Raw genomic sequence first — 24865 nt, 5'->3', positions numbered from 1 at the left:
CTACAAGCCTACTTTTCACCTTATAGCACCCCCAAGTAGCTTTGCCGCACCTTTGGATCATCCAGGAGGGCCTGGGCTTCTCCTTCTAGGATGACCCTGCCGCCCTCGAGGACGTAAGCCCGGTCAGCAAGGCTTAGGCTTAGGGTCAGGTTCTGCTCTGCCAGGAGAATGGGCACCCGACTTTTGAGCTGTGCTAAAATCTCCAGAACTTCCCTAGCCAGCCGGGGAGCAAGCCCTAGAGTAGGTTCGTCTACAAGAAGGAGGCGCGGCTCAGACATGAGGGCCCTGGCGATGGAGAGCATTTGCTGTTCTCCGCCTGAAAGGCTTCCAGCTCTTTGTCCTAATCGCTCTTCTAAGACCGGAAACAGTGCGAAGATCTCCTTGAGGCGAGCCTTGTGAAAGCCAAAGGAGCCTCCGAGACGATAGGCTCCGAGAAGGAGGTTTTCCCAAACAGTCATGTCGGGGAATATGCCCCTGCCCTCTGGAACAAGAATCACGCCGAGGCGAGCTATTTGGAAAGAAGGGAGGGCGTGGATGGGTCGGCCCTGAAAGAGAACCTGGCCCCTCCGCCAGGTAAAACCGAGGAGAGCCTTAAAAAAGGTGGTCTTGCCTGCCCCATTAGGGCCGAGGAGGGCCACCATTTCCCCAGCCCTCACCTCAAGATCCACGCCGAACAGAACTTGAAAAGGGCCATAGCCTGCTTGGAAACCTGCTACTTCGAGAACTTTCACACCCCACCCCCGGTGTAAGCAGCGATCACTCGTTCATCCCGGGCTACTACCTCGGGAGGACCTTGAGCTATGATCTCCCCAAAGGCTAGAACAAAAACCCAATCCGAGAGTTTAAAGACTGTCTTGAGATCATGCTCAACTAAGAGGAGACCGAATCCTTCTTCTCTAACCAACTCGGAAACGCGGTTAGCCAAATCGTCTTTCTCCCTCGGGTTCAGCCCGGCAAAAACCTCGTCCACTAGGAGGTAATGGGGCTTTAGGGCCAAGGCGCGAGCCAGCTCCAACCGCTTGAGCTGAGCAAGGTTTAGGGCTTCTACTGGCCTTTCGGCAAAGTTTTCTAGGCCTACGGCTGCCAGCGCTTTTTCAGCTTCTCTCTCAGGGTCCGGGCTTCGTTTTCCAAACCGGGCGAAAGCCAAAACGTTCTCGTACACCGTAAGCCCTAAAAAGGGCCTCGGAATCTGGAAAGTTCGGGCCAGACCTAGATGGGCTCGGACTTCCGGAGGAAGGGAGCCCAAGGGAGACCCTTCCAGGTAGATTTGTCCTTTCTGAGGCCGGATATGGCCGCTTAAGACGCCGAAGAGGGTGCTCTTTCCTGCCCCGTTAGGCCCGATGAGGCCTACCCGCTGGCCCCTTTCTACTTGGAGGCTTACTCCATTTAGGACCAAGAGTCCACCAAACCGGACACTAACTGCGTGGGCGGTAAGGGGCATAGCGGTCCTCCAAGAAGCCTAGAAATCCCTTGCGTAGGGCAATAACCGCCAGCACAACCAGAACCCCGGTTAGGATGTGGTACCCTCGCTCAAGAAGAGGTTTGATCCATAGCTCGGCTCCCAAATATAGGCCCAGTGTTCCCAGAATTGGCCCTAGGACGGTACCTCGGCCGCCAATAGTGGACGCTACGAGGGGAAAGACGGACCACTCGGTGTTAAAGGCATAGGGGGGCTCGAGGAAGCCTACATAAAGAGCTTGGAAGGCCCCGGCTAGCCCCGCGAGGAAAGCACTTAGTGCGAGGGCCAGCACCTTAAGCCGAAAAACAGGAATCCCCCCGCTTCTGGCAGCTTCTTCATCACTTAGGGTGGCCATCCCAAGCCCAAGGGCACCATAGCGGATCCGGTAGGCTAAGAAGGCTCCCAAAGCCAAAAGGGCTAACGCAACGAAGTAGTTGGGGATCTTGCTCCCAAAATCCACGCCGGGAAGGTGAAGAGAAGGGAGATTGAGGAGCCCTTGCGCTCCACCTGTAACACCTTCCCACACCGTAGCTACAACGCGCAACACCTCGGCGTAGGCCAACATGGCCAGGGCAAAGTAGGCTCCGTGTAGCCTCAGGGTAGGTAGGGCCAGTGCGCCGCCCAAAATGGATACAACTCCACCCAAGGCTAGGGCCAACCAAGGATCAAGGCCCCGATGAGCAAGGATAGCGGCACCATATGCTCCTAAGCCAAAGAAAGCAGCATGGCCAAAGGAAACCTGGTGGGCGTATCCACCGAGGATGTTCCAGCCCAAAGCCAAGAGGGCCAAGACAAAGGAGGAGGTAAAAAGGTGGATTAGGTAATCGTCGAGCCCTAGAGGTAGGAAAAAGAGGATCAGGAAAAGGGCCTGCAAGATTACCTTCTCTCTCATGCCCGCCCTCCGAGGAGGCCTTGACGCCCGAGAAGAAGAGCTAGCAGAAAAGCTCCAAAAACGAAGAGTTCCCCTAAGGCGGGATTAAGGAGGCCAGCTAGGGCCTCAAAAACTCCAAGGAAAAGGCCTGCCAAGCCAACTCCCAATGGAGAAGAAAGCCCCCCTAGGACCACCACCACGAAGGCCTTGGCTGTATAAAGGGGTGCCGCCAACGGTGCCACTGGCTGGAGGGTCACCAAGAGAGATCCTGCCAAACCGGCTAGGCTTGAGCCCAAAACGAGCGTTAAAGCCTCGGTGCGTAGGGGTGATATACCCAAAGCCAAGGCGGCCTCCCTATTTTGGGCCAAAGCCCGAACGGCAAGTCCAGTCCAAGTGCTTTGTAGGAACCAGGCTGTTCCCCCGACCAAGAAGAAGGCTACGAGGAGGACAACCGCTTCCCCTAGGGCCAAGCGGATGGGACCCAGGGTGATGGGTCGAATCCATTCCGAGGGTGTGATGTTACGGAGATTTGCCCCAAAAAGCTCCAGCATCCCGTAGAGTAAAATGAGCGCAACGCCGTAGGTAAGGGTCATCCCGCTTAGAGGAGGTTCTTTGCGAACAGGAAGTAGGGAAAAGTAGATCAAGAGGCCGAGGAGAGTTCCTAAGACCGCGCCCGAAATAATGGCCCATCCCAAGGGAAGGTCCAACGTCGTTATTAGGACATAGGCCAGAAGGGCCCCAGCCACCAGCACCTCTCCATGGGCGAGGTTTACAATCCTCATGGCGCCAAGGATCAGGCCAAGTCCGAGCCCAATAAGGGCATAGAGGCTCCCTTGGACAAGACCCGAGGTAAGAGCACTTAGGGCAAGCTCTATCGCCATGGCACCTTGGGGTAGATAAAGCGGCCGTAGGCCCGTTCCCTAGGCCAGACCGGGACTCCCTTGCCCCCTTGGACCTGAGAAACAACCGTGCGGTAGACGACATTGTCTCCCTTCTCGTCAAAACGGACCTCGGATACCAAGGTTTGGCCTTGCTGAACCGCAAGGGCATCCCGTACTGCCTGGGGTGTGGGCGTTCCTTGAGAAGCTGCCTGTTTCAACGCTTCAAGGAGAAGCTTCGTTTGGACGTAACCCAGGGCAGCCAGATAGCCGGGGCGCTCCCTGAAACGATCCCTATAATCCCTGACAAACCTGGCCTCCTCGGCCCGAAGGGCTACAGGAGCCGAGCCGTCTGTCCAGGGTTCAGTCCCGTAGACCCCCTCCATGAGGGATCCTAAGTCCTTGAGGAGAGAAGGTGTGATCAGGCTGTAGAGTCCCACAAAGGCATTTAGATTTGGCCGGACCACTTGTGCGTTTCGTAAAGCAACAGCGTAGTTGTTCTCGTAGCCGATAAAGATCAAAACTTCGGCCCCCGAGCGGCTCACTCGCTCCAATGGGGTCCTAAGGTCGGTAGCCCGGCCAGGGTAGCTACTTTGAAAAACAACCTCTAGACCGGCTTCTTGAATGCGTTCAAGGACGGCCTTGGCAACGTCTGTACCCCCGGCCCCATCGTCGTGGAGTAGGGCCACGCGCTTAGCCCCGAACCCCCTTGCAATTAGGTCAACCACCACGGTGTAGCCCTGAACGTTTGTGAAGCGGAAGAAGTACTTGAAGCCTCGCTCTGTGAGCTCCCGGGCCAGACCTCCGCTGGTAATGTAAGGTACCCGAGCCCTTTCAGCCACTTCCGAGGCAGGTCCAATTAAATTGGAGCCATATCCTCCTGTGATCCCCAATACCCTTTCTCTCCCCACGAGACGCTCCACCGCGGCCACTGCCTTTGCGGGTGAACTTTCATCGTCCAGAAGGACGAGTTCCACCTTGAGGTTTGGATTTGCCTGGTTGAAATGCTCCACTGCCAACCGGACGCCGTTGGCCATTTCACCACCTATGCGGGCCAAGCTACCCGTAAGGGGTAAGTGGGACCCGATCCGGTACTGAGCCAGAGCCGATCCCAAAAGTACCACCAAAGCCCATGCAAACCTCACAGCACACCTCCTTATATCCAAGGCTTTAGAGTAGACTCCGAAATTACACCACCAGCCACGAGACGAATCGGGGATCCAGGGCATGTTTGCCCGAGCTATCAGCTGAAGCTTGTAAAGCTTACCTACTAGCAGAGCAAGAATCCAAGTGATTATGCGGAACATACCTACCTCCTTGGGCGAAGGCCCTTACTCCCGTGAGATGGGCCCCGATGATGAGCTTCTGCACCTCGCTCGTCCCCTCGTAGAGGGTGAGGATGCGGGCGTCCCTATAGAGCCTTGCCACCTCGTACTCCTCAAAGAAGCCGTACCCCCCGTGGACCTGGATGGCCCGGTAGGCCACCCGGTTGGCCGCCTCCGAGGCGAAGAGCTTGGCCAGGCTGGCCTCGAGGGTGTAGGGCTCCCCCTTGACCTTCTTCCAGGCCGCCCGGTAGGTGAGGAGGCGGGCGGCCTCGAGGTCCAGCTTCATGGCGGCCAGGTGCTCCTGGACGAGCTGGAACTGAGCGATGGGCCGGCCGAACTGCTTTCTCTCCCTGGCGTAGGCCAAGGAGAGGTCCAAAGCGCGCTGCATGAGCCCCACCGCCCCCGCCGCCAGGGAGACCCGCCCCGTGTCCAGGGTGGAGAGGGCGATCTTAAACCCCTCCCCCTCCTTCCCCAGGACCCGGTCCTTGGGCACCCGCACCCCGTCCAGAAAGACCATCCCCGTGTCCGCCGCCTTTAGGCCGAGCTTCCCCTTCAGGGGGCTCGTCTTCACCCCGTCTCCCCGCTCCACCAGGAAGCAGGTGATCCCCTTGGCCCCCTTTTCGGGGTCGGTCTTGGCGAAGACGAGGAAGACTTCGGCCACGTTGGCGTGGGAGATGAAGGTCTTCTGCCCCTCCAGGACGTAGAAGTCTCCCTCCTTGTGGGCGCGGGTCTTGAGGCTTGCCGCGTCCGACCCGGCCTCGGGCTCGGTGAGGGCGAAGGCCCCGAGGACCTCCCCCCGGGCGAGGCGGGGCACGTAGCGGGCCTTTTGCGCTTCCGTGCCGTAGGCGAGGAGGGGGGTGAGGACGAGGCTCTGCTGCACCGAGAGGATGGAGCGCAAGGAGGCCCACCCCCCCATCTCCTCCAGGAGGGCGAGGTAGGCGAAGAAGTCCAGCCCCGCTCCCCCCAGGGCCTCGGGGACGAAGACCCCGAGGAAGCCGAGCTCCGCCATCTCCTCCACCAGGGGCCAGGGGAAGGCCTCCTCTTCCTCGTAGGCCCTAAGCGCCCCGCCCCGCTCGGAGAGAAACCTCCGGGCGAGCTCCCGGATCTCCTTGTGCTCAGGCACTTCCACGTTCCAACCCCCTCAGGATCAGGTCATGGTAGGCCCGGGCCACCTCCTCCGCCCGCATGGGCCCGTCGGGCCGGAACCAGCGGATCATCCAGTTGAGCATGGAGAGGACGGCCCGCCCCGCCAGGGCCACGTCCACCTCCCGGAAGACGCCTTTTTCCACCCCGCGCCTCAGGATCGCCCGGAGGTTTTCCTCGTGCCGGTCGCGGAGGCGGACGGTGGCCTCCCGGTGCTCCGGGGAGAGGCTTTGCAGGCCCTGGAGCATGGCCACGAAGAAGGGGCGGTTCTCCTCAAAGTAGCGGGCGTGGGCCTCCATGAAGCGAAGAAGGGCGGCCTTAGGGTCCGCCACCTCCAAGGCCTTTTCCCCCGCCGCCACCAGGCCCTCCAGGGCGAGGAGGCTGATCTCGTAGAGGATCTCCTCCTTGCTCCCGAAGTGGTGGTACAGCGCCGCCTTGGAAAGCCCCAGGGCCTGGGCGAGGTCCTGGACGCTGGTGGCCTCGTAGCCCTTCTCCGTGAAGAGCCTGGCGGCCTCCTCTAGGATGCGGTCTTTAGTTGCAGTCACCATAGCCTACCGAATGGTCGGTAGGCCTAGATTACTCCCGTCTGCCCCTCCCCGTCAAGCCCCGCGGGCGAGGAGGTCCAAGACGATGAAGAGGAACATCCCCAGGCTTACGCCCACGTTGGCCTGGAAGAAGGCCACGTCCACCTTGGAGAGGTCCTCGGGGGAGACGAGGCGGTGCTCAAAGAGGAGAAGCCCCCCCACGAGGAGGAGGCCCAGGTAGTAAAGGGGCCCGGCGCCGTAGCTCACCCCCGCCCAGAGGAAGGCGAGCCAGGCCAGGAGGTGGCTCGCCCGGGCCACCCGGAGGGCCTGGGGGATCCCGAAGCGGGCGGGGATGCTCTTCACCCCATAGGCCCGGTCAAAGGCGTAGTCCTGGGTGGCGTAGAGGATGTCAAACCCGGCGATCCAAAGCCCCACCCCCGCCCAAAGGGCGTAGGCCGTGGGGGCGAAGCTCCCCGTGACGGCGATCCACCCCCCGGCGGCCGCCGCCCCGATGGTGAGGCCCAGGACGTAGTGGCACAGCCAGGTAAAGCGCTTGGTGTAGCTGTAGAAGACGAGGAAGAAGACGGCCACGGGGAGGAGCCTGGCGGTGAGGGGGTTGAGGTGGAGCCCGGCGTAGACCAGGAGGAGGAGGCCGAAGAGGGCGAGGGCCAGGGTCTCCCCGGGCTTGACGAGCCCCCTGGGCAGATGGCGGTCCTTGGTCCTGGGGTTTAAGGCGTCCAGCCGCCAGTCAATGAGGCGGTTCAGGGCCATGGCCATGGTCCTCGCCCCCACCATGGCCAGGGTGACGAGGAGGAAGGTGCGCCACCCCGGCCAGCCTCCGGCCGCAAGGAGCATCCCCCCGTAGGCGAAGGGGAGGGCGAAGAGGGTGTGCTCAAAGCGGACGAGCTCCAGGTAGAGCTTGAGGCGCTTCATGTCCTCTTTCCCCGCGGGCGCGGGGGTTACCCTTTGCGCACCTCGAGGATCCGGTTCCTCTCGTCCACCAGGACCACGGTGGGCTTGAGGTTCCTCGCCTCCTCCTCGTCAAAGACGCCGTAGGCCACGAGGATCACCAGGTCCCCTGGCCGCACCAGGTGGGCCGCGGCCCCGTTGATCCCGATGACGCCGGACCCCCGTTCCCCGGGAAGGGCGTAGGTGGTGAGCCGGGCCCCGTTGGTGATGTCGTAGATGTCCACCTGCTCAAAAGGAAGGATCCCGGCGGCGTCCAGGAGGTCCTGATCCACCGTCACCGAGCCCACGTAGTGGAGGTCGGCCTGGGTCACGGTGGCCCGGTGGATCTTGGCGTGGAACATCACCCTCTTCACGAGGTCTAAGTTTAGGGCACGGCCGTGATTTGGGCAACGCGCCCCTTGCTTTCGTAAACTTTCTTAGTTTATTTTGGTTTACGAACATGGCGTGGCCCGATCTGGACCCTCCTCGCCTGGCCGAAAGGCCCTTGAGCCTACAGGAAGCCCTTTTTGTCCTCGAGGCCCCACCCGAGGCCCTGCCTGCTTTGGCGGAGGCGGCCATCCGGGTCAAGGAGTACTTTTTCGGACGGCGGCTCAAGCTGGTCCGTCTTCTCAACGTTAAAAGCGGCTTCTGCCCAGAGGACTGCGCCTACTGCGCCCAGTCCGCTAGATCCCAAGCCGCCATCGCCCGGTACCCCCTGCTCTCCTTGGAGGAGATCTTGGAGAGGGCCGAGGAGGCCCAACGCCTTTCTGCCCGCCGCTTCTGCTTAGTGGCCGCCTTGCGGGGGCCTACCCCTAAGGTTTTGGAGCGCCTCGGTGAGGCCGCGCAAGCCATCAAGGCGCGCTTTCCCCTTGAGCTTTGCGCCTCCTTAGGGCTCTTGGAAGAGGGTATGGCGGAGGCCTTAAAGGCGGCGGGTTTTGACTACTACAACCACAACCTCAACACCGCCCCAAGCCTTTACCCTAGGATCGCCACCACCCACACCTACCAGGACCGCTTGTGGACCCTAAAGCGGGCTAGGGAAGCGGGGCTAAAGCTCTGTTCGGGGGTCATCCTGGGGATGGGGGAAGGTCCCAAGGAGGTGTACGAGATGGCCTTGGCCCTGAGGGAGCTAGGGGTAGAGAGCCTTCCCGTGAACTTTCTCCTACCCATCCCCGGCACCCCCTTAGGGGATGGCCGCACGGTGGCGGGGCTTACCCCCGAGCGTGCCTTGAAGGCCCTGATCCTCTTCCGCCTTTTGAACCCCAAGGCCGAGCTCCGCGCCTCGGCGGGGCGGGAAAGGTATCTGGGCCCGTACGAGCCCCTGGCCTTCCGGATGGTGAACAGCATCTTCCTCCAGGGCTACCTTACCCAGCCGGGGAGCCCTTGGGAGCGGGACAGGGCCCTGTGGGAAAGCCTGGGCCTTGATGTGGAGGAGGGAGCGTGCGGCTAATACCACCCCACGCTGGTCCAAAGCCTGCGGTGCGGGGCGCCTGGAGGCCCTAGGGGTTGGCGCCCGCCCGTGTGCCTAGGTCGGCTTTGGCGGCGGGTCTTGAGGCCCAGGGAGGAAGCCTAGCGGCGGGCTAGGCTTCCTCCCTGGGCTCGGGGAGAAGCCCCTCCACGAAGAGGGTCTTGGCCTGGGTGTAGAGCACCTGGCCTGGGGCGGCCTTCCTGGGCCGCCACACGTGCTTTTTGCGGGTGTAGTCCACCGGGACCTGCCTCTCCCCCCGGGCCTTGGAGTGGTAGGCGGCGAGCCTCGCGGCGAAGAGGAGGTCCTCCAAGGGCGGGTTCTTCCCCTCGGCCTTAAGGATCACGTGGCTTCCCGGCACCCCTTGGGCGTGGAACCAGAGGTCCTCGGAGTGGGCGGCCCGGGTGAGGAGGTCGTTCTCCTTGGCGTTCCGGCCCACCAAGACCAAAAACCCGGAAGGGGAGGTGTAGCGGAGGCCCACCTTAAGGCCCTTCTCCCCCTTGGGCCTTTGCGCGAGGGCGAGGAGGCCCTCCAGGTCCAGGGTCTTGAGCCTCTCCTTCTCCGCCTCCAGCTCTCGGATCCGGGCCTCGGTCTTGGGGATGAGGTCCAGAGCCTTTTCCGCGAGCTCCTCCAGGCGCCTCGCCCGGTCGTAGAGCTTCCGGGCGTTCTCCTGGGGGGAGAGGGCGGGGTCTAAGGGGATTTCCACGGGCTTCCCGTCAAAGCCCTCGAGGACCACCTTTTCCGCCCCCTTGGGCACCGCCTTGAGCCGGGCGAGGAGGAGGTCGGCCCGCCTCCTCAGGGCCTCGGCCTCCTCCAGGCGCTCCAGGGCCTCCTGGTAGTCGCCAAGCCTCGCCTTCAGCGTCCGGATCTCCCGGTCCAGGGCCTCGAGGAGGGGTTTCCTCAAGGCCTCCTTCTCCTCCTCGGCCCAGCGCCGCCTCAGCTCCTCGGAAAGCTCGGTGCGCAAGGAGGGGTCCTCCACCAGGGTCTTTAGGGCCCGGTACACCCGCCCAAGCCCCGCCTCGTCCAGGGGGGTCTCGGGGGTGAGGCCCGCCCTCCGGGCGAGCTCCCGCATGAGCTCCTGCCCCACCCCGTCCACGTGCCGGATCACCTCCTTGAGGGGCTTGCCCAGGAGGGGGCGGAGGTCTTCCTCGGCAAGCGTCCTCGGGTCCAGCTTCCGGTAGGGGGGCGGGGGGGTGTAGGGGAGGCCCGGCCTCAGCTCCCGGTAGCGGTTCACCTCCTTGGTGATGACCCGGTCCACCCCGAGGATCCGGCCCTCCTCGTCCAGGAGGAGGAGGTTGGCGTTGCGGCCCGTGGCCTCGAGGACGAGGACCGAAGGGGGCGTGTCCACGAAGCCCTGCTCCCCGGCGAAGCGGAAGAAGGCCACCCGGTCCAGCTTGAGCTGGCTCGCCTCCGCCAAGGGCCCCTTGACCCGGGCCTGGAGCTGGCGCTGGAAGGGGGTCTTGGGCTCGCCCAGCAGCTTCCCCGGCTCCAGGGCGAGGCTCGGGGTGGGCGGGCGGTAGTGGAGGACGAGGTTGAAGAGCCTCCCCGTCCGGCCCTTGAGGAGAACGGCCACCGTCCCCTCCTCGGGGAAGGCGAGGCCCAGGTTCTGGGCGGGGAGCTCCTGCTCAAGCTCCCGCAAGACGGCGTGGATCAGGAGGCCTTCCATCGCCTAAGGGCCACGAGAAAGGCGGTGTGCCCCACCTGCTGGAACCGGGGGTGGGCCACGGGAAGCCGGACCTCCCACTCCCGCCAGCCCACCTCCAAAACCCTTTCCAGCCGGAAAGGGTGGGCCTCGGCGGCCCGGACGAGCTCCAGGACCTGGGTGATGTTGGGCAGGTAGGCCACGAGAAACCGGTCCGGCCTCAGGGCCAGGGCCGCCTTCTCCAGGACCTTCCAGGGCTCCATCAGGTCCAGGGCCACCCCGTCGTAGGCCGCCTCCTCCAGCTCCGCCTCCTCAAGCTTTCCCAGGTGGAAGCGGACGTTCTCCACCTGCCAGAAGGCCCGGACGTTCCGTTCCGCCTGGGCCAGGTGGTGGGGCTTGGCCTCGTAGCTTTCCACCAGGCCCTTCTCCCCCACGGCCCGGGCCAGGAAGAGGGTGAGGCCCCCGGAGCCCGTTCCCGCCTCGAGGACCCGCATCCCCGGGGCGAGGTCCAGGAGGGTCACCATGGCGCTCGCGTCCTTGGGGTAGGTGGGGGTGGCGCTCCGCTTCATGTGGAGGAGGTACTCCTCCAGGGTTGGGCGGTGGACGGAAAGCTCCTCCCCCAGGTGGGTCCGCACCACCCCCCCGGGGCCCGCCTCGAGGAGGGCCTCGTGGGGGACGCTTCCCTTGTGGTGGTGGAAGACGCCCCCTTCCTTGGGGAAGACCAGGTAGGCCCGGCCTTTGCGGTCTTTGAGCAATAGCGGTCCCGGCCACGCCACGGCGCACCTCCTCGGGAGGCCTAAAGGGCCTCGGCTAGGGCCAGGTAGTCCCGGTACCGCTCCAGGTCAAAGGGGTTCGGGAGCCGGAAGGGCCCCACGAAGACCGAGGGGGTGCCGGGCAGGCCGAGCCTCTCCGCCAGCGCCCGGTCCGCCTCCACGGGGGCCCGGGAGGCGGGGTCCTCGAGGCAGGCCTGGAAGGCCTTGGGGTCCAAGCCGAGCCGCCCCGCCAGGGCCAGGTAGTCCCGCCCGGACCCCGCCATGAGGAAGTCGTGGTAGGCCCAGAAGGCCCCCTGGGCCGCGGCGCACTCGCTGGCCACCGCCGCGGGCACCGCCTCGGGGTGGATCTCGTAGAGGGGAAAGTGGCGGTAGGCGAGGCGGAGCCGCCCTTCCCGGGCCATGGCCTTAAGGGCGGGAAGGACCTCCCGGGCGAGGCGCTGGCAGTAGGGGCACTGGAAGTCGGAGAAGACCCGGACCACCACCCCCTTCTCCCCGAGGACGTGCCGGTCCTTCCCGAAGAAGGCCTCCTCCGTGAGGAGGGGGCGCACCTCCATCTCGGCCCAGGCCCCCACGGCGAGCTTGAGGAGGAAGGCGCCCTCCACGTTGAGCTCCACGGGGCCCCGGCGGAGGAGGGCCTGGTTCTTCCCGTACCAGGCCACGAAGCCCTGGGCGTGGCCCGGGACCCCCGTGGCCGCGGAGAGGATCCGGCCCATGAGGCTCGCGTTCGCCGGGCCCTCGTAGCGCACGGCGTAGAGGCGGCCGGACCTGGCCTCCGTCTGGACCCGGGCCCCTTCCGGCAGGGGCCCAGGGGAGAAGCGCTCCAGGGGGGCGGCGATCTGGGCCCAGGCGGCCCCCAGGCCGAGGAGGAGGACGGCGAGGCGCCTCATAGCTTGACGAAGTGCTCCACGGGCAGGACGAAGACCACGGCGCCGCCCACCTGCACCTCCACCGGCTGGACCAGGAAGGGATCGGGGGCCTCGGCGAAGGGGAGGCCCCGGGAGACGAGGCGGGTGCGGGTGCGGCACTTCTCCTTGATGAGCTCCAGCACCTCGGGGACCTTCTCGTCCTCCAGGCCGATGAGCAAGGTGGTGTTCCCCTCCCTCAGAAACCCCCCCGTGGAGGCGAGCTTCGTGGACTGGAAGCCCCGCTCCAGGAGGGCCTTGGTGAGCCCGGGGGCGTCCGTGTCCTGGACGATGGCGATGACCAGCTTCATTGGGGCCTATTGTACACGGAGGGCGGGGGGCTTGGGGCCGGGAGGGCCCCGGAACCCTACCCCCGGGGGGCCTTCTGGTGCCAGTCCTGAAGGCTTTGCACCCTAAGGCCGCTTTCCCGCGCGCGCAGGATGGCCTTCAGGCTCCACCACGCCCCCTCCCGGGTGGTGATGAAGGGGAGGCCCCGCTCCACGGCCCGCCTCAGCTCGGGGTCGGGGACGGGGCTTATGAGGAGGTCGTAGTCCTGCCCCTCGGTGAGGGCGAAGCCCGCCTCCCGGTAGAGGGCCTTGAGGTCCTCCAGCCCCTCCCCGATGAACCGCACCCGGCCCGAGAGGGGGAGGCGTTGCCCGGCCCCGAGCTCCGCCTTGTAGTAGGCGAGGTAGGGGTCCGGGTCTATCCCCATGCTCTCCCCCGTGGAGCGCATCTCCGGGCCGAGCTCGGGGATGACCCCGGGGAACTTGATCCAGGGGATGACCACCTCCTTGGCGGCGTAGTAGGGGGGGACGGGGTCCAGGTCGCGCACCCCGAGCTCCTTTAGGGTCTTGCCCACGGCGATGAGGGCGGCGAGCTTGGCCAGGGGGACGCCGATGGCCTTGGAGACGAAGGGCACGGTGCGGGAGGCGCGGGGGTTGGCCTCGAGGACGTACACCTCCTCCCCCACCACGGCGTACTGCACGTTGAGAAGCCCCCGCACGCCGAGGGCCAAGGCCAGGCGGCGGGTGTAGGCCCGGACCTTCTTCAGGGCCTCCTCGGGGACGTGGACGGGGGGAAGGAGGGTGGCCGAGTCCCCGGAGTGGACCCCGGCCCGCTCCACGTGCTCCATGATCCCGGCCACCATGACCTCCTGCCCGTCCGAGAGGGCGTCCACGTCCAGCTCTATGGCCCCTTCCAGGAAGCGGTCCAGGAGGATGGAGGGCCTCTCCTCCAGGGGAGCGTAGACCTCCTCCAGGTAGCGCTTAAGCTCCTCCTCGTCCCGCACCACCTGCATGGCCCGCCCCCCCAGGACGTAGCTCGGGCGGACGAGGAGGGGGAAGCCCACCTCCGGGGCGAGCCTTAAGGCCTCCTCGGGGCTTTGGGCCACCCGGCCCTCGGGCTGGGGGATCCCGAGCCTCTGGCAGAGGGCGTGGAAGGCCTCCCGGTCCTCCGCCTGGTGGATGGCGCTAAAGGGGGTGCCGAGGAGCCTCACCCCGGCCTCCTCCAGGCCCTTGGCGAGCTTCAGGGGGGTCTGCCCCCCCAAGGTGGCGATGACCCCCAGGGGCTTCTCGTGCTCCACGATGTTGAGGACGTCCTCCAGGGTCAAGGGCTCAAAGTAGAGGCGGTCCGCGGTGTCGTAGTCCGTGGAAACCGTCTCGGGGTTGGAGTTCACCATGATGGTCTCAAACCCCGCCTCCTTCAGGGCCCAGACGGCGTGGACCGTGGCGTAGTCAAACTCCACCCCCTGCCCGATCCTTATGGGCCCCGAGCCCAGGATCACCACCTTGGGCTTTTGCGACGGCCAGACCTCGTCCTCCAGCTCGTAGGTGGAGTAGTGGTAGGGGGTGTAGGCCTCAAACTCGGCGGCGCAGGTGTCCACCGTCTTGTAGACGGGCCCCACCCCTAGGGCCTTCCTCTCGGCCCGCACCTCCTTTTCCCCCTTCCCCAAAAGCTCCCCGATCCTCCGGTCGGTGAGGCCAAGCCCCTTGTAGAAGCGCCAGTCCTCCCGGTCCTTGGGGGGGTGGCCCTTGAGCCACTCCTCCGCCTCCACGATCTCCTTCATCTGGTGGAGGAACCAGGGGTCTATCCGGGTGGCCTGGTAAAGCTCCTCCACGGGCATCCCCCGCCTAAGGAGCTCCATGACGGCATAGATCCGGTCGGGGTTGGGGTAGAGCTTCTGCTCCAGCTCCTCCGTCTTGACCCCGGCGAGGGCCCTCACGTCCCGCTCCAGGCCCCTCAGGGCCTTCATCAGCGCCTCCTTGAAGGTGCGGCCGATGGCCATCACCTCCCCCACGGACTTCATCTGGGTGGTGAGCTCGTCCTTGAGCTCCCCCAAGGTGTTCCTCAAGGGGCGGAACTTCTCAAAGGCGAAGCGGGGGATCTTCACCACCACGTAGTCAATGGTGGGCTCAAAGGAGGCCGGGGTCTTGCGGGTGATGTCGTTGGGGAGCTCGTCCAGGCGGTACCCCACGGCGAGGAGGGCGGCGATCTTGGCGATGGGAAAGCCCGTGGCCTTGGAGGCGAGGGCGCTTGAGCGGGAGACCCGGGGGTTCATCTCAATGACCACCTGGCGGCCCGTCTTCGGGTCCACGGCGAACTGGATGTTGGACCCCCCCGTCTCCACCCCGATCTCCCGGATGATGGCCTTGGCGGCGTCCCGCATCCTCTGGTACTCCACGTCGGAGAGGGTCTGGGCCGGGGCCACGGTGATGGAGTCCCCCGTGTGGACGCCCATGGGGTCCACGTTCTCAATGCTGGTGATGATGACGACGGTGTCGGCGTGGTCCCGCATCACCTCCAGCTCAAACTCCTTCCAGCCCAGGACCGACTCCTCCACGAGGGCGGTGTGGACGGGGGAGAGGGTGAGGCCCCGTCCAAGCACCTCCTTGAGCTCGGCCTCGTTCCTGGCGACGCCGCCCCCCGTGCCCCCCAGGGTGAAGGAGGGGCGGACGACCACGGGGAAGCCCACCTCCCGGGCGAAGTGGAGGCCCTCCTCCACGCTCCTCACAAGCTGTCCCCTGGGAACCTCGAGGCCGATTCTGCGCATGGCCTCCTGGAAAGCCTCCCGGTCCTCGCCCTTCCTTATGGCCTCCGCCTTGGCCCCGATGAGCTCCACGCCATATTTTTGCAGGATGCCCTCCTCGTAGAGGGCCATGGCCAGGTTAAGGCCCGTCTGCCCCCCCAGGGTGGGGAGGAGGGCGTCGGGGGCTTCCCGGGCGAGGATGCCCTCCAGGTGTTCCAGGTCCAGGGGCTCAATGTAGGTCTTTTCGGCGAGTTCCGGGTCGGTCATGATGGTGGCGGGGTTGGAGTTCACCAGGACCACCCGGTAGCCCGCCCCCCTCAAGGCCTTCACCGCCTGGGTTCCCGAGTAGTCAAACTCGGCCGCCTGGCCGATGGTGATGGGCCCGGAACCGATGATGAGGATCTTCTTCAGGTCTTTCCGCGGCGGCATCGTGCACCCGGTGGAAGAGGATAGCATGAAGGCGCGGGCAAGGGCCAGGGGTTGTGGCATAAATATGCAATGGGGCCTTGGGGCTGGACGGAGGGCGGGAGGCGGGGTAGGCTGGAAGGCGTGCGGAAGGTGCGCCCCGAGGAGCTCCCCGCCCTCTTGGAGGAGGGCGTCCTTGTGGTGGACGTCCGCCCTGCGGACCGCAGGAGCACGCCCCTCCCCTTCGCCGCCGAGTGGGTTCCTTTGGAGAAGATCCAGAAGGGGGAGCACGGCCTGCCCCGCAGGCCCCTCCTCTTGGTCTGCGAAAAGGGCCTCTTGAGCCAGGTGGCGGCCCTCTACCTCGAGGCCGAGGGGTACGAGGCCATGAGCCTCGAGGGCGGCCTCCAGGCCTTGACGCAAGGGAAGTAGCCCCGTAGAATGGCGGATGCTGAGCGCGGTGAGCGTAGCTCAGCTGGTTAGAGCACCGGACTGTGGATCCGGGGGTCGTGGGTTCAAGTCCCATCGCTCACCCCAAGCCGCCACCCCGAAAGGGGTGGTATTTTAAAGGGGGGGTCGCCCCCATGCGAGGATGGCGGAATCGGTAGACGCGCCGGACTTAGGATCCGGTGGGGCAACCCGTGCGGGTTCAAGTCCCGCTCCTCGCACCATCCGGGCGGCCCCCCCTTCATCGGGACGAGGTGAAACGTGGCGGAGATCCTGGAGCGTTCCGGCTATCTGGTCAAGGTGCGGGTGGAGGTGCCCGCCGACCGGGTGAAGGCGAGCTACGAGGCCCTGCTTAAGGACCTCGCCTCCCGGGTGCGGGTGCCCGGCTTCCGGCCGGGCAAGGCCCCCCTGAAGGTGGTGGAGGCCCGCCTGGGCCGGGAGGCGCTCCTCCAAGACCTGAAGGAGCGCCTGGTGGAGGAGACCTACCCCGAGGCGGTGCGGGAGCTCGGCCTAAGCCCCGTGGCCGCCCGCGTGGTGGAGCAGGACCTGAGCGAGGTGGAGGGCTTCCGCTACGTGGCCGAGGTGGAGAACTACCCCGAGGTGAGGCTTCCCGACTGGCGGGGCTTCGCCTTGGAGGTCTCCCCGCCCGAGGTCACCGAGGAGATGGTGGAGAAGGCCCTGGAGGAGCTCCGCCAGCGCTACGCCGAGCTCGTCCCCGTGGAGCGGGAGGCCCAGGAGGGGGACCACCTCTTCGTCCGCACCGAGGAGGGGGTGGAGTTCCCCATTGACCTCGCCAAAGCCCTTCCCCACGTGCGGGAGGCCCTCCTCGGCAGGAAGGCGGGGGACGTGGTCATGGTCCCCGTGCTGAACGAGAGGGGCGAGAAGGTGCGGGAGGTCAGGACCGAGGTCCTCGAGGTCAAGACCCTGAAGCTCCCCGAGCTGGACGAGGAGTTCGCCAAGACCCTGGAGGCGGAAAGCCTCGAGGACCTCAAGAACCGGGTGCGGGAAAGCCTCAAGCGCCAGGCGGAGCGGGCCTACGAGGAGGTCAGGGAGCGGGCCTTCTTGGAGAAGCTCGCCGAGGGCCTGGAGGTGGAGATCCCCCCTTCCATGCTCCGGGCGGAGGAGCGCCACCTCCTGGAGCACCTGGCCGAGGACCTCTACCGGCAGGGGATCGGCCTGGAGGCCTACCTCGAGGCCCTGAAGGAGAAAGGGGAGCTGGAGAAGTTCCAGGAGAATCTGCGCAAGGAGGCGGAGAAGCGGGTCCGCATCGCCCTCGCCCGGGAGAAGCTCGCCGAGGAGCTCAACCCCGAGGTCTCCGAGGAGGAGTGGCAGGCCTACCTCCAGGCCGCGGCCCGGGCCTACGGCGTTTCCGTCCAGGACCTCCGCCGCCGGTTCGGCGAGGAGGGCCTCGCCCGGCTTAAGGAGCGCCTCCGCCAGGACAAGGCGGTGCAGGAGGCCCTGAAGGCCCTGGGCTGAGGGCCTGGCGCATGGTGGCCCAGGGGGGTTTCCCCCCTGGGTTTGCCGCTAAACTAAGGATTGGTATGGTCATACCCTACGTCATTGAGCAGACGGCCCGCGGCGAGCGCGTCTACGACATCTACTCCCGCCTCCTCAAGGACCGCATCATCTTCCTGGGCACCCCCATAGACGCCCAGGTGGCCAACGTGGTGGTGGCCCAGCTCCTCTTCCTGGACGCCCAGAACCCCAACCAGGAGATCAAGCTCTACATCAACTCCCCCGGGGGCGAGGTGGACGCGGGCCTCGCCATCTACGACACCATGCAGTTCGTCCGGGCCCCCGTGTCCACCATCGTCATCGGCCTGGCGGCCAGCATGGCCGCGGTGATCCTGGCGGCGGGGGAGAAGGGCCGCCGCTACGCCCTTCCCCACGCCAAGGTCATGATCCACCAGCCCTGGGGCGGGGTGCGGGGGACGGCGAGCGACATCGCCATCCAGGCCCAGGAGATCCTGAAGGCGAAGAGGCTCCTCAACGAGATCCTGGCCAAGCACACCGGTCAGCCCCTGGAGAAGGTGGAGAAGGACACGGACCGGGACTACTACCTCTCGGCCCAGGAGGCCCTGGAATACGGCCTCATTGACCAGGTGGTGACCCGTGAAGAGGCCTAGGCCCCACTGCAGCTTCTGCGGCCTCCGCCCCCCCGAGACGGGGCGGCTTCTGGAAAGCCCCATTGAGGACGTCTACATCTGCGAGGACTGCGTGGAAAGGGCCCAGGAGCTCCTGGCCCAGGAGGGGCGCCGCGCCCCCAAGGGGCCGAGCCGCCTCCCCCGGCCCCAGGAGATCAAGGCCCACCTGGACCAGTACGTGGTGGGGCAGGAGGCGGCCAAGCGCGCCCTAAGCGTGGCCGTCTACAACCACTACAAGCGCCTCCTCCACCCCGAGGCGGAGATCGGCAAGGCCAACATCCTCCTCATCGGCCCCACGGGCACGGGCAAGACCCTCCTCGCCGAGACCCTGGCCCGCTTCCTGGAGGTCCCCTTCGCCATCGCCGACGCCACCACCCTCACCGAGGCCGGGTACGTGGGCGAGGACGTGGAGAACGTCCTCCTCCGCCTCCTGCAGAACGCCGACTTTGACGTGGAGCGGGCGGAGATGGGCATCGTCTACATTGACGAGATTGACAAGATCGCCCGCAAGTCGGAAAACCCCTCCCTCACCCGGGACGTCTCCGGGGAAGGGGTGCAGCAGGCCCTCCTCAAGATCATTGAGGGGACCATCGCCAACGTCCCGCCCCAGGGGGGAAGGAAGCACCCCCACCAGGAGTTCATCCCGGTGAACACCAAGAACATCCTCTTCATCCTGGGCGGGGCCTTTGAGGGGCTGGAGAACATCGTCAAGGCCCGGGTGGGCCAGACGGCCATCGGCTTCACCGGGGGGAGGAAGGAGCGGGAGGAGCCCCTGGAGGTCATCCCCGAGGACCTCATCAAGTTCGGCATGATCCCCGAGTTCGTGGGCCGGGCCCCCCTCATCGTCCAGCTCCACCCCTTGGGCGAGGACGACCTGGTGCGCATCCTCACCGAGCCCAAAAACGCCCTGGTGAAGCAGTACCAGGAGCTCTTCCGCATGGAAGGGATAGAGCTCCGCTTCACCCAGGCGGCCCTCAAGGAGGTGGCCCGGCGCGCCCTCAAGCGGGGCACGGGGGCGAGGGGCCTCAGGGCCATCCTGGAGAAGGCCATGGTGGACCTGATGTTTGAGGCCCCGGGGAGCGGGGTGCGGGAGATCGTCTTTGACCTCCCCCACCTGGACCACCCCCTGAAGGCCCTGGAGGAGGCGCGGCTCAAGCAGGCCTCCTGAGGGCCCGCACCTTGACCTCGCCACATGGGACGCCGGAAGTAGGGCTTTGCGAAGGCTCTTTTGGGGCCCCCGCTCTGGCGCAAGCCAGAGCGGGGTACTTAGCCCCCAAGCCGCCGCACCAGCTCCTCCTTCAGGGCGAAAAGCCTCTCCGTGAGGGAGACGTGGTAGACGTGGGGGTTCACGAGCCGCCGCACCCCGGGGTCCAGGAGGGCCACGTCCCGGTCCCGGCGCTTCCTGAGCTCTTCCAGGGGGAGAGGAGGGAAGAGCCTCCTTCCCCGGTACACCTCCTCCAGGAGGGGCTCGAGCCGGAAGCTTCCCGGCCTTAAGGTGCGCCTTTTGGTGGGGTCCGTGGGGTGGCGGAGGGTGAGGGGGGCGTCCTCCCGCACTTCCTCTTCGGCCAGGGCCAGGAGGTCGGCGGTGGCGAGGCCCCGCTCGTCGTAGACCCGATAGACCCGCTTGTGCCCGGGGTTTAGGACCTTCTCCAGGGAGTTGGAGACCTTCATCGCCGGGGCCCAGGTGCCGTTTTCCCGCACCGCCACCAGCTTGTAGACCCCGCCCAGGGCCGGAGCGCCCCAGGAGACCACCATCCTCGTGCCCACCCCGTAGACCAAGCGCTTGAGGAGGCGGTCGGGGTCCACCCCGTAGCGGGGGGCCTCCTCCAGGATTTGGCTTTTGATCTGCCAGATGACGAGCTCGTCCAGGTCCCCGGAGAGGACGATGACGACCTCGGGAAACCCCGCCTTGTCCAGCTCCCTGGCCACCTGGATGGCGAGGTGGGCCAGGTCCCCGGAGTCTATGCGCACCCCTAGGGGCCTATGCCCCTTGCGCCTAAGCTCCTCAAAGACCCGGATGGCGTGGGGAAGCCCCGAGTGGAGGGTGTCCACGGTGTCCAAAAGGAGGATGGTGTCGTCGGGGAAGACCTCGGCGAAGGCCCGAAAGGCGTCCTCCTCGCCGTAGCCCAAGGCCATGAAGGCCTGGACCAGGCTGTGGGCGTGGGTGCCGGAGGCGGGAAGGCCCAGGAGGTGGGAGAGGCTCACGGCGCTAGAGCGGTTCGCCCCCCCGATGAGGCTCGCCCGGGTGGCGCTCTCCCCGCCCTTGGCCGGGGCGCGGCGGAGGCCGAACTCCAAGACCACAGCCTCCCCCGCCGCCTCCCGCACCCGGCTCGCCTTGGTGGCGATGAGGGTCTCGTAGTTGAGGCGGTTGAGGAGAGCGGTCTCCAGGAGCTGGGCCTGAAGGAGGGGGCCTTCCACGCTCACCAGGGGCACCTGGGGGTGGGCCACCCGCCCCTCGGGGAGGGCCCTTAGGGTGAGGCCGGAAAACCCCCCCATCGCCTTGAGGTAGCGGAGGTAGTCCTCGGCGAAGAGGGGCTTCCCCGAGGGGCCCTTTAGGCTGCGGAGGGCGGCAAGCTCCTCCTCGCCGAAGCGGGCCTCCTCCATCCAGCTTAGGAAGGGGTCCAGCCCGGCGAAGACGGTGTAGCCCGCCTGGTGGGCCCCGTAGTCGGGGTTTTTCCGGTAGAAGGCCTCAAAGAGGGCCTCCTTCTCGTGGAGGCCCATGCGGAAGTAGACCTGGCCCATGGTGAGCTGGTAGAGGTCGGTGTAGAGGATGCCGAAGGGGTCCATGGGCCTAGCATAGCCCCGCCCGGTTCGCTACACTAGCGGGATATGGTGGAGGTCCACGCCTGCAGCCCCGGCTGCCGCCACCACCTCGGGGGGGCGGGCTGGGGGGACGCCCCCTTGGTGCGCCTCGGCTACAACAAGGAGGCCCGGGCGAAGAAGTTTCCCTACCTCCAGGCCCTCCTGGAGAGGCCCTTGGTCTTTGACGGGGCCATGGGCACCGAGCTCCAAAAAAAGGACCTCACCCCCGAGGACTACGGCGGGGAGGCCTACTTCGGCTGCCCCGAGGTCCTGAACCGCACCCGGCCCGAGGTGGTGCGGGAGATCCACCTCGCCTACCTCGAGGCCGGGGCCGAGGTCATAGAGACCAACACCTTCGGGGCCCTGCGCCACGTCCTCGCCGAGTACGGCCTTGGCGAGGAGGCGGAGGAGCTCGCCTTCCTCGGGGCCAAGATCGCCCGGGAGGCCGCCGACCCCTACGGGGCCTTCGTGGCGGGGGCCTTGGGCCCGGGCACCAAGCTCGTCTCCCTGGGCCAGATCTCCTGGGACGAGCTCCACCGGGCCTATAAGGAGGCGGCCCGGGGGCTCCTTAGGGGCGGGGTGGACCTCATCCTCCTGGAGACCGCCCAGGACATCCTCCAGGTGCGCTGCGCCGTCTTGGCGGTGCGGGAGGCCATGGCCGAGGTGGGCCGGGAGGTGCCCCTCCAGGTCCAGGTGACCTTTGAGGCCACGGGGACGATGCTCGTGGGCACGGACGAGCAGGCGGCCCTGGCCGCCCTGGAGAGCCTCCCCATAGACGTGGTGGGGATGAACTGCGCCACGGGCCCCGACCTCATGGACAGCAAGGTGCGCTACTTCGCCGAGCACAGCACCCGCTTCGTCTCCTGCCTCCCCAACGCGGGCCTTCCCCGGAACGAGGGGGGGAGGGTGGTCTACGACCTCACCCCCGAGGAGCTCGCCAAGTGGCACCTCAAGTTCGTGGCCGAGTACGGGGTGAACGCTGTGGGGGGGTGCTGCGGCACGGGCCCTGAGCACATCCGAAAGGTGGCCGAGGCGGTGAAGGGCCTCACCCCGAGGCCAAGGCCCGAAAGCTTCCCTCCCCAGGTGGCCTCCTTGTACCAGGCGGTGCCCCTGAGGCAAGAGGCGAGCCTTTTCCTCGTGGGGGAGAGGCTCAACGCCACGGGGAGCAAGCGCTTCCGGGAGATGCTCTTCGCCCGCGACCTCGAGGGCCTCCTCGCCCTCGCCCGGGAGCAGGTGGAGGAGGGGGCCCACGCCCTGGACCTCTCCGTGGCCTGGACAGGGCGGGACGAGCTTGAGGACCTCCGGTGGCTCCTTCCCCACCTCGCCACCGCCGTCACCGTCCCCGTCATGGTGGACTCCACCTCCCCCGAGGCCATGGAGCTCGCCCTCAAGCACCTCCCGGGCCGGGTCCTCCTGAACTCCGCCAACCTCGAGGACGGCCTAGAGCGCTTTGACCGGGTGGCCTCCCTGGCCAAGGCCCACGGGGCGGCCCTCGTGGTCCTCGCCATTGACGAGAGGGGGATGGCCAAGACCCAACAGGAGAAGGTGCGGGTGGCCCTCAGGATGTACGAGCGCCTCACGGAGCACCACGGCTTCCGCCCCGAGGACCTCCTCTTTGACCTCCTCACCTTTCCCATCACCCAAGGGGACGAGGAAAGCCGCCCTCTCGCCAAGGAGACCCTCTTCGCCCTGGAGGAGCTACGGGAGAGGCTTCCCGGGGTGGGGTTCATCCTCGGGGTCTCCAACGTCTCCTTCGGGCTCAAGCCCCGGGCCAGGCGCGTTCTCAACTCCGTCTTCCTGGACGAGGCGAGGAAGAGGGGCCTCACCGCGGCCATCGTGGACGCGGGGAAGATCCTCCCCATAAGCCAGATCCCCGAGGAGGCCTACGCCCTCGCCTTAGACCTCATCTACGACCGCCGCAAGGAGGGCTTTGACCCCCTCCTCGCCTTCATGGCCTACTTTGAGGCCCACAAGGAAGACCCCGCCCAGAAGGAGGACGCCTTCCTGGCCCTGCCCCTTCTGGAGAGGCTCAAGCGCCGCGTGGTGGAGGGGAGGAAGGGGGGCCTCGAGGCCGACCTGGAGGAGGCCCTAAAGGCGGGACACAAGCCCTTGGACCTCATCAACGGCCCCCTCCTCGCGGGGATGAAGGAGGTGGGGGAGCTCTTCGGGGCGGGGAAGATGCAGCTTCCCTTCGTCCTCCAGGCCGCCGAGGTGATGAAGCGGGCCGTGGCCTACCTCGAGCCCCACATGGAGAAGAAGGGGGAGGGCAAGGGCACCCTGGTCCTCGCCACCGTCAAAGGGGACGTGCACGACATCGGCAAGAACCTGGTGGACATCATCCTCAGCAACAACGGCTACCGGGTGGTGAACCTGGGGATCAAGGTGCCCATTGAGGAGATCCTGAAGGCCGTGGAGGCGCACAAGCCCCACGCCGTGGGCATGTCGGGCCTCCTGGTGAAGAGCACCCTGGTGATGAAGGAGAACCTGGAGTACATGCGGGATAGGGGCTACACCCTCCCCGTGATCCTGGGCGGGGCCGCCCTCACCCGGAGCTACGTGGAGGAGCTCAAGGCCATCTACCCCAACGTCTACTACGCCGAGGACGCCTTTGAGGGCCTGAGGCTCATGGAGGAGCTCACGGGCCACGCCCCTCCCGAGCTCACCCGGAAGGCCCCCCCTAGGCCCAAGAGGGAGGCCCCCAAGGCGGCGCCCCGCCCCCGGCCCGTGGGGGAGGCCCCCTTTATCCCCCGGCCCCCCTTCTTCGGCGTGCGGGTGGAGGAGGGGCTGGACCTCGCCACCATCGCCCACTACGTCAACAAGCTCGCCCTCTACCGGGGCCAGTGGGGCTATAGCCGCAAGGGGATGGACCGGGAGGCGTGGCAGGCCCTGGTGGAGCGGGAGGCGGAGCCCGTCTTCCGGAGGCTCCTCAAGGAGGCCATGGCGGAAGGGTGGCTTGAGCCCAAGGTCCTCTACGGCTTCTTCCCCGTGGCCCGGGAGGGGGAGGAGCTTCTCGTCTTCTCCCCAGAGACGGGGGAGGTGCTGGAACGCTTCCGCTTCCCCCGGCAGAAGGGCGGGGGCCTGAGCCTCGTGGACTACTTCCGCCCCCGGTTTGCCGCGCCTTTGGGGGACGAGGCGGACTGGATGCCCGAGGAGGCCTTCCGGGCGGGGGCCCGGGACGTCCTCGGGGTCCAGCTCGTCACCATGGGGGAGGCCCCTTCCCGAAAGGCCCAGGCCCTCTTCGCGTCCGGGGCCTACCAGGACTACCTCTTCGTCCACGGCTTCAGCGTGGAGATGACCGAGGCCTTGGCGGAGTACTGGCACAAGAGGATGCGGCAGATGTGGGGCATCGCCCACAAGGACGCCACCGAGATCCCGAAGCTCTTCCAGCAGGGCTACCAGGGGGCCCGCTACTCCTTCGGCTACCCCGCCTGCCCCGACCTCGCCGACCAGGCCAAGCTGGACCGGCTCATGGGCTTCCACCGGGTGGGGGTGCGCCTCACGGAGAACTTCCAGCTGGAGCCGGAGCACGCCACCAGCGCCCTCGTGGTCCACCACCCCGAGGCCCGCTACTTCAGCGTGGACTAAACCCACCAGGCGAGTTTCTTCCTAGGAAAGGCCTTGGGGGCCACCTTTTCCCCCTTGGGGTGGCGCTCGGGGAGGTAGTGAGGGAAGGCGTAGCTTTCCAGCGCTTCCTCCAGCAGGTGGACAATCCAGGCCTCGGGGATGCCCGCCTTTTAGAGGGGAGGCTTGAGGGCGCGGTCCTGGACCAGGGCGGTCTCGGCCACCTCCACCCCCAAAAGGGCGTCTTCCGGCCCGGGGTCCCTCTCCCGGTAGGCCTCCAGGGGCGGGCGCAGGAGGACGAGATCGAGCACGGGTTCGGACGTCCCGGAGAGGAGAAGGGGACACCGCACCATGACCGCGGCCTCGCTTCCCAGGGGCTTTTGGAAGAGCCGGTCCAGGGGCATCACGTAGAGGCGGTGCCCTTTCCCCATGGGCGATACGGCGTAAACCTCCCCTTCCGGAAGCTCCACCCGCTCGGGTAAGGCCCCGGCCTCGTGGGCCTTGCGGTAGGCCTCCACGGTGAAGCGGTGCTTGTCCATCCTTGCCCGCAATAT

22 protein-coding genes and 2 tRNA genes are annotated in these 24865 nt (G+C 66.3%); 8 read left to right on the top strand and 16 right to left on the bottom strand.

All coding sequences use genetic code 11. The features are described from left to right. Window positions 1-20: 20 nt before the first annotated feature. The 9 genes from TthTMY_RS08065 to panD are packed head-to-tail and all read right to left on the bottom strand — an operon-like array spanning window position 21 to window position 7510. Window positions 21-731, bottom strand: a complete 711-nt coding sequence (locus TthTMY_RS08065) for an ABC transporter ATP-binding protein (protein WP_223903164.1) — start codon at window positions 729-731, stop codon at window positions 21-23. Further along, complete coding sequence (locus TthTMY_RS08060; protein ID WP_096410894.1) at window positions 728-1441, bottom strand: ABC transporter ATP-binding protein; 714 nt, start codon at window positions 1439-1441, stop codon at window positions 728-730. The genes TthTMY_RS08065 and TthTMY_RS08060 overlap by 4 nt, the downstream gene beginning before the upstream one ends. Continuing rightward, the gene (locus tag TthTMY_RS08055) at window positions 1416-2351 is read right to left on the bottom strand and encodes a branched-chain amino acid ABC transporter permease (RefSeq protein WP_096410893.1); all 936 of its coding nucleotides are present in this window, start codon (window positions 2349-2351) and stop codon (window positions 1416-1418) included. The genes TthTMY_RS08060 and TthTMY_RS08055 overlap by 26 nt, the downstream gene beginning before the upstream one ends. Continuing rightward, entirely contained in the window at window positions 2348-3211 is an 864-nt protein-coding gene (locus tag TthTMY_RS08050; RefSeq protein ID WP_096410892.1) for a branched-chain amino acid ABC transporter permease, read from the bottom strand. Before TthTMY_RS08050 ends, TthTMY_RS08055 begins: the two co-directional genes overlap by 4 nt. Next, window positions 3202-4515 (bottom strand): ABC transporter substrate-binding protein, encoded by a 1314-nt coding sequence (locus TthTMY_RS08045; protein WP_223903163.1) that lies wholly within the window; start codon window positions 4513-4515, stop codon window positions 3202-3204. Before TthTMY_RS08045 ends, TthTMY_RS08050 begins: the two co-directional genes overlap by 10 nt. After that, complete coding sequence (locus TthTMY_RS08040) at window positions 4472-5662, bottom strand: acyl-CoA dehydrogenase family protein (protein ID WP_096410890.1); 1191 nt, start codon at window positions 5660-5662, stop codon at window positions 4472-4474. Before TthTMY_RS08040 ends, TthTMY_RS08045 begins: the two co-directional genes overlap by 44 nt. Beyond that, entirely contained in the window at window positions 5649-6224 is a 576-nt protein-coding gene (locus tag TthTMY_RS08035; protein WP_096410889.1) for a TetR/AcrR family transcriptional regulator, read from the bottom strand. Before TthTMY_RS08035 ends, TthTMY_RS08040 begins: the two co-directional genes overlap by 14 nt. Before the next feature lie 51 nt (window positions 6225-6275). Further along, a complete protein-coding gene (gene mqnP, locus TthTMY_RS08030) occupies window positions 6276-7133 on the bottom strand; it encodes a menaquinone biosynthesis prenyltransferase MqnP (protein WP_096410888.1) in 858 nt (285 codons plus the stop codon). Window positions 7134-7159: 26 nt separating this feature from the next. After that, window positions 7160-7510 carry an aspartate 1-decarboxylase gene (panD, locus tag TthTMY_RS08025; RefSeq protein ID WP_096410887.1) on the bottom strand — a complete coding sequence of 117 codons (351 nt, stop codon included), beginning with the start codon at window positions 7508-7510 and terminating at the stop codon, window positions 7160-7162. A 98-nt stretch (window positions 7511-7608) separates the two neighbouring features. On the opposite strand from panD, the gene bioB reads away from it, so the two are divergent. After that, complete coding sequence (gene bioB / locus TthTMY_RS08020) at window positions 7609-8598, top strand: biotin synthase BioB (RefSeq protein WP_011172695.1); 990 nt, start codon at window positions 7609-7611, stop codon at window positions 8596-8598. Window positions 8599-8728: 130 nt separating this feature from the next. On the opposite strand, the gene TthTMY_RS08015 is transcribed toward bioB, so the two are convergent. Genes TthTMY_RS08015 through carB form a run of 5 tightly spaced genes read right to left on the bottom strand, consistent with a single transcriptional unit; the run spans window position 8729 to window position 15384 of the window. Next, window positions 8729-10279, bottom strand: coding sequence for an Rqc2 family fibronectin-binding protein (locus TthTMY_RS08015; protein WP_096410886.1), 1551 nt, complete (start codon window positions 10277-10279; stop codon window positions 8729-8731). Next, window positions 10264-11031: a tRNA (adenine(58)-N(1))-methyltransferase TrmI gene (trmI, locus tag TthTMY_RS08010; RefSeq protein WP_096410885.1), complete on the bottom strand. Its 768-nt coding sequence runs from the start codon at window positions 11029-11031 to the stop codon at window positions 10264-10266. Before trmI ends, TthTMY_RS08015 begins: the two co-directional genes overlap by 16 nt. Window positions 11032-11051: 20 nt before the next feature. After that, window positions 11052-11915, bottom strand: a complete 864-nt coding sequence (locus TthTMY_RS08005; RefSeq protein WP_223903162.1) for a DsbA family protein — start codon at window positions 11913-11915, stop codon at window positions 11052-11054. Further along, a complete protein-coding gene (locus TthTMY_RS08000; RefSeq protein WP_096410884.1) occupies window positions 11912-12241 on the bottom strand; it encodes a cyclic-di-AMP receptor in 330 nt (109 codons plus the stop codon). Before TthTMY_RS08000 ends, TthTMY_RS08005 begins: the two co-directional genes overlap by 4 nt. Before the next feature lie 56 nt (window positions 12242-12297). Beyond that, the gene (carB, locus tag TthTMY_RS07995; RefSeq protein ID WP_223903161.1) at window positions 12298-15384 is read right to left on the bottom strand and encodes a carbamoyl-phosphate synthase large subunit; all 3087 of its coding nucleotides are present in this window, start codon (window positions 15382-15384) and stop codon (window positions 12298-12300) included. A 120-nt stretch (window positions 15385-15504) separates the two neighbouring features. Between carB and TthTMY_RS07990 the strand changes: the two genes are divergently transcribed. The 6 genes from TthTMY_RS07990 (at window position 15505) to clpX (ending at window position 19116) form a co-directional block, all read left to right on the top strand. Next, window positions 15505-15789: a rhodanese-like domain-containing protein gene (locus TthTMY_RS07990; protein WP_008631991.1), complete on the top strand. Its 285-nt coding sequence runs from the start codon at window positions 15505-15507 to the stop codon at window positions 15787-15789. A gap of 28 nt (window positions 15790-15817) precedes the next feature. Next, a tRNA-His gene (locus TthTMY_RS07985) sits at window positions 15818-15894 on the top strand. Between the two features lie 49 nt (window positions 15895-15943). Then, window positions 15944-16028: transfer RNA gene (locus tag TthTMY_RS07980), tRNA-Leu, on the top strand. 37 nt (window positions 16029-16065) lie between these two features. After that, window positions 16066-17280, top strand: coding sequence for a trigger factor (tig, locus tag TthTMY_RS07975; RefSeq protein ID WP_223903160.1), 1215 nt, complete (start codon window positions 16066-16068; stop codon window positions 17278-17280). A 65-nt stretch (window positions 17281-17345) separates the two neighbouring features. Beyond that, window positions 17346-17930: an ATP-dependent Clp endopeptidase proteolytic subunit ClpP gene (gene clpP / locus TthTMY_RS07970; protein WP_096410883.1), complete on the top strand. Its 585-nt coding sequence runs from the start codon at window positions 17346-17348 to the stop codon at window positions 17928-17930. Beyond that, window positions 17917-19116 (top strand): ATP-dependent Clp protease ATP-binding subunit ClpX, encoded by a 1200-nt coding sequence (gene clpX, locus TthTMY_RS07965; RefSeq protein ID WP_223903159.1) that lies wholly within the window; start codon window positions 17917-17919, stop codon window positions 19114-19116. Before clpP ends, clpX begins: the two co-directional genes overlap by 14 nt. Window positions 19117-19214: 98 nt before the next feature. Here the strand turns inward: clpX and TthTMY_RS07960 are convergent, their stop codons facing one another. Beyond that, window positions 19215-20735, bottom strand: a complete 1521-nt coding sequence (locus TthTMY_RS07960) for a nicotinate phosphoribosyltransferase (protein ID WP_096410882.1) — start codon at window positions 20733-20735, stop codon at window positions 19215-19217. Between the two features lie 42 nt (window positions 20736-20777). Here TthTMY_RS07960 and metH point away from each other — a divergent pair, with 42 nt between their 5' ends. After that, entirely contained in the window at window positions 20778-24335 is a 3558-nt protein-coding gene (metH, locus tag TthTMY_RS07955) for a methionine synthase (protein WP_223903158.1), read from the top strand. A 149-nt stretch (window positions 24336-24484) separates the two neighbouring features. Here metH and TthTMY_RS07950 read toward each other — a convergent pair whose 3' ends face one another. Further along, complete coding sequence (locus TthTMY_RS07950; RefSeq protein WP_223903157.1) at window positions 24485-24850, bottom strand: Uma2 family endonuclease; 366 nt, start codon at window positions 24848-24850, stop codon at window positions 24485-24487. Window positions 24851-24865 lie beyond the last annotated feature (15 nt).

It is taken from the genome of Thermus thermophilus, from assembly GCF_019974155.1.
GTDB lineage: Bacteria > Deinococcota > Deinococci > Deinococcales > Thermaceae > Thermus > Thermus thermophilus_C.
Note: the sequence above shows the minus strand (reverse complement) of the source record. Positions and strands in the feature narration are given on the sequence as shown.

Bases quoted from the DNA above. Each gene is read 5' to 3' on its own strand.
- TthTMY_RS08060 (WP_096410894.1), bottom strand. From the start codon at position 1,441: ATGCCCCTTACCGCCCACGCAGTTAGTGTCCGGTTTGGTGGACTCTTG.
- TthTMY_RS08055 (WP_096410893.1), bottom strand. From the start codon at position 2,351: ATGAGAGAGAAGGTAATCTTGCAGGCCCTTTTCCTGATCCTCTTTTTC.
- TthTMY_RS08050 (WP_096410892.1), bottom strand. From the start codon at position 3,211: ATGGCGATAGAGCTTGCCCTAAGTGCTCTTACCTCGGGTCTTGTCCAA.
- TthTMY_RS08045 (WP_223903163.1), bottom strand. From the start codon at position 4,515: ATGTTCCGCATAATCACTTGGATTCTTGCTCTGCTAGTAGGTAAGCTT.
- TthTMY_RS08035 (WP_096410889.1), bottom strand. From the start codon at position 6,224: ATGGTGACTGCAACTAAAGACCGCATCCTAGAGGAGGCCGCCAGGCTC.
- mqnP (WP_096410888.1), bottom strand. From the start codon at position 7,133: ATGAAGCGCCTCAAGCTCTACCTGGAGCTCGTCCGCTTTGAGCACACC.
- panD (WP_096410887.1), bottom strand. From the start codon at position 7,510: ATGTTCCACGCCAAGATCCACCGGGCCACCGTGACCCAGGCCGACCTC.
- bioB (WP_011172695.1), top strand. From the start codon at position 7,609: ATGGCGTGGCCCGATCTGGACCCTCCTCGCCTGGCCGAAAGGCCCTTG.
- TthTMY_RS08015 (WP_096410886.1), bottom strand. From the start codon at position 10,279: ATGGAAGGCCTCCTGATCCACGCCGTCTTGCGGGAGCTTGAGCAGGAG.
- TthTMY_RS08005 (WP_223903162.1), bottom strand. From the start codon at position 11,915: ATGAGGCGCCTCGCCGTCCTCCTCCTCGGCCTGGGGGCCGCCTGGGCC.
- TthTMY_RS08000 (WP_096410884.1), bottom strand. From the start codon at position 12,241: ATGAAGCTGGTCATCGCCATCGTCCAGGACACGGACGCCCCCGGGCTC.
- carB (WP_223903161.1), bottom strand. From the start codon at position 15,384: ATGCCGCCGCGGAAAGACCTGAAGAAGATCCTCATCATCGGTTCCGGG.
- clpP (WP_096410883.1), top strand. From the start codon at position 17,346: ATGGTCATACCCTACGTCATTGAGCAGACGGCCCGCGGCGAGCGCGTC.
- TthTMY_RS07960 (WP_096410882.1), bottom strand. From the start codon at position 20,735: ATGGACCCCTTCGGCATCCTCTACACCGACCTCTACCAGCTCACCATG.
- metH (WP_223903158.1), top strand. From the start codon at position 20,778: ATGGTGGAGGTCCACGCCTGCAGCCCCGGCTGCCGCCACCACCTCGGG.
- TthTMY_RS07950 (WP_223903157.1), bottom strand. From the start codon at position 24,850: ATGGACAAGCACCGCTTCACCGTGGAGGCCTACCGCAAGGCCCACGAG.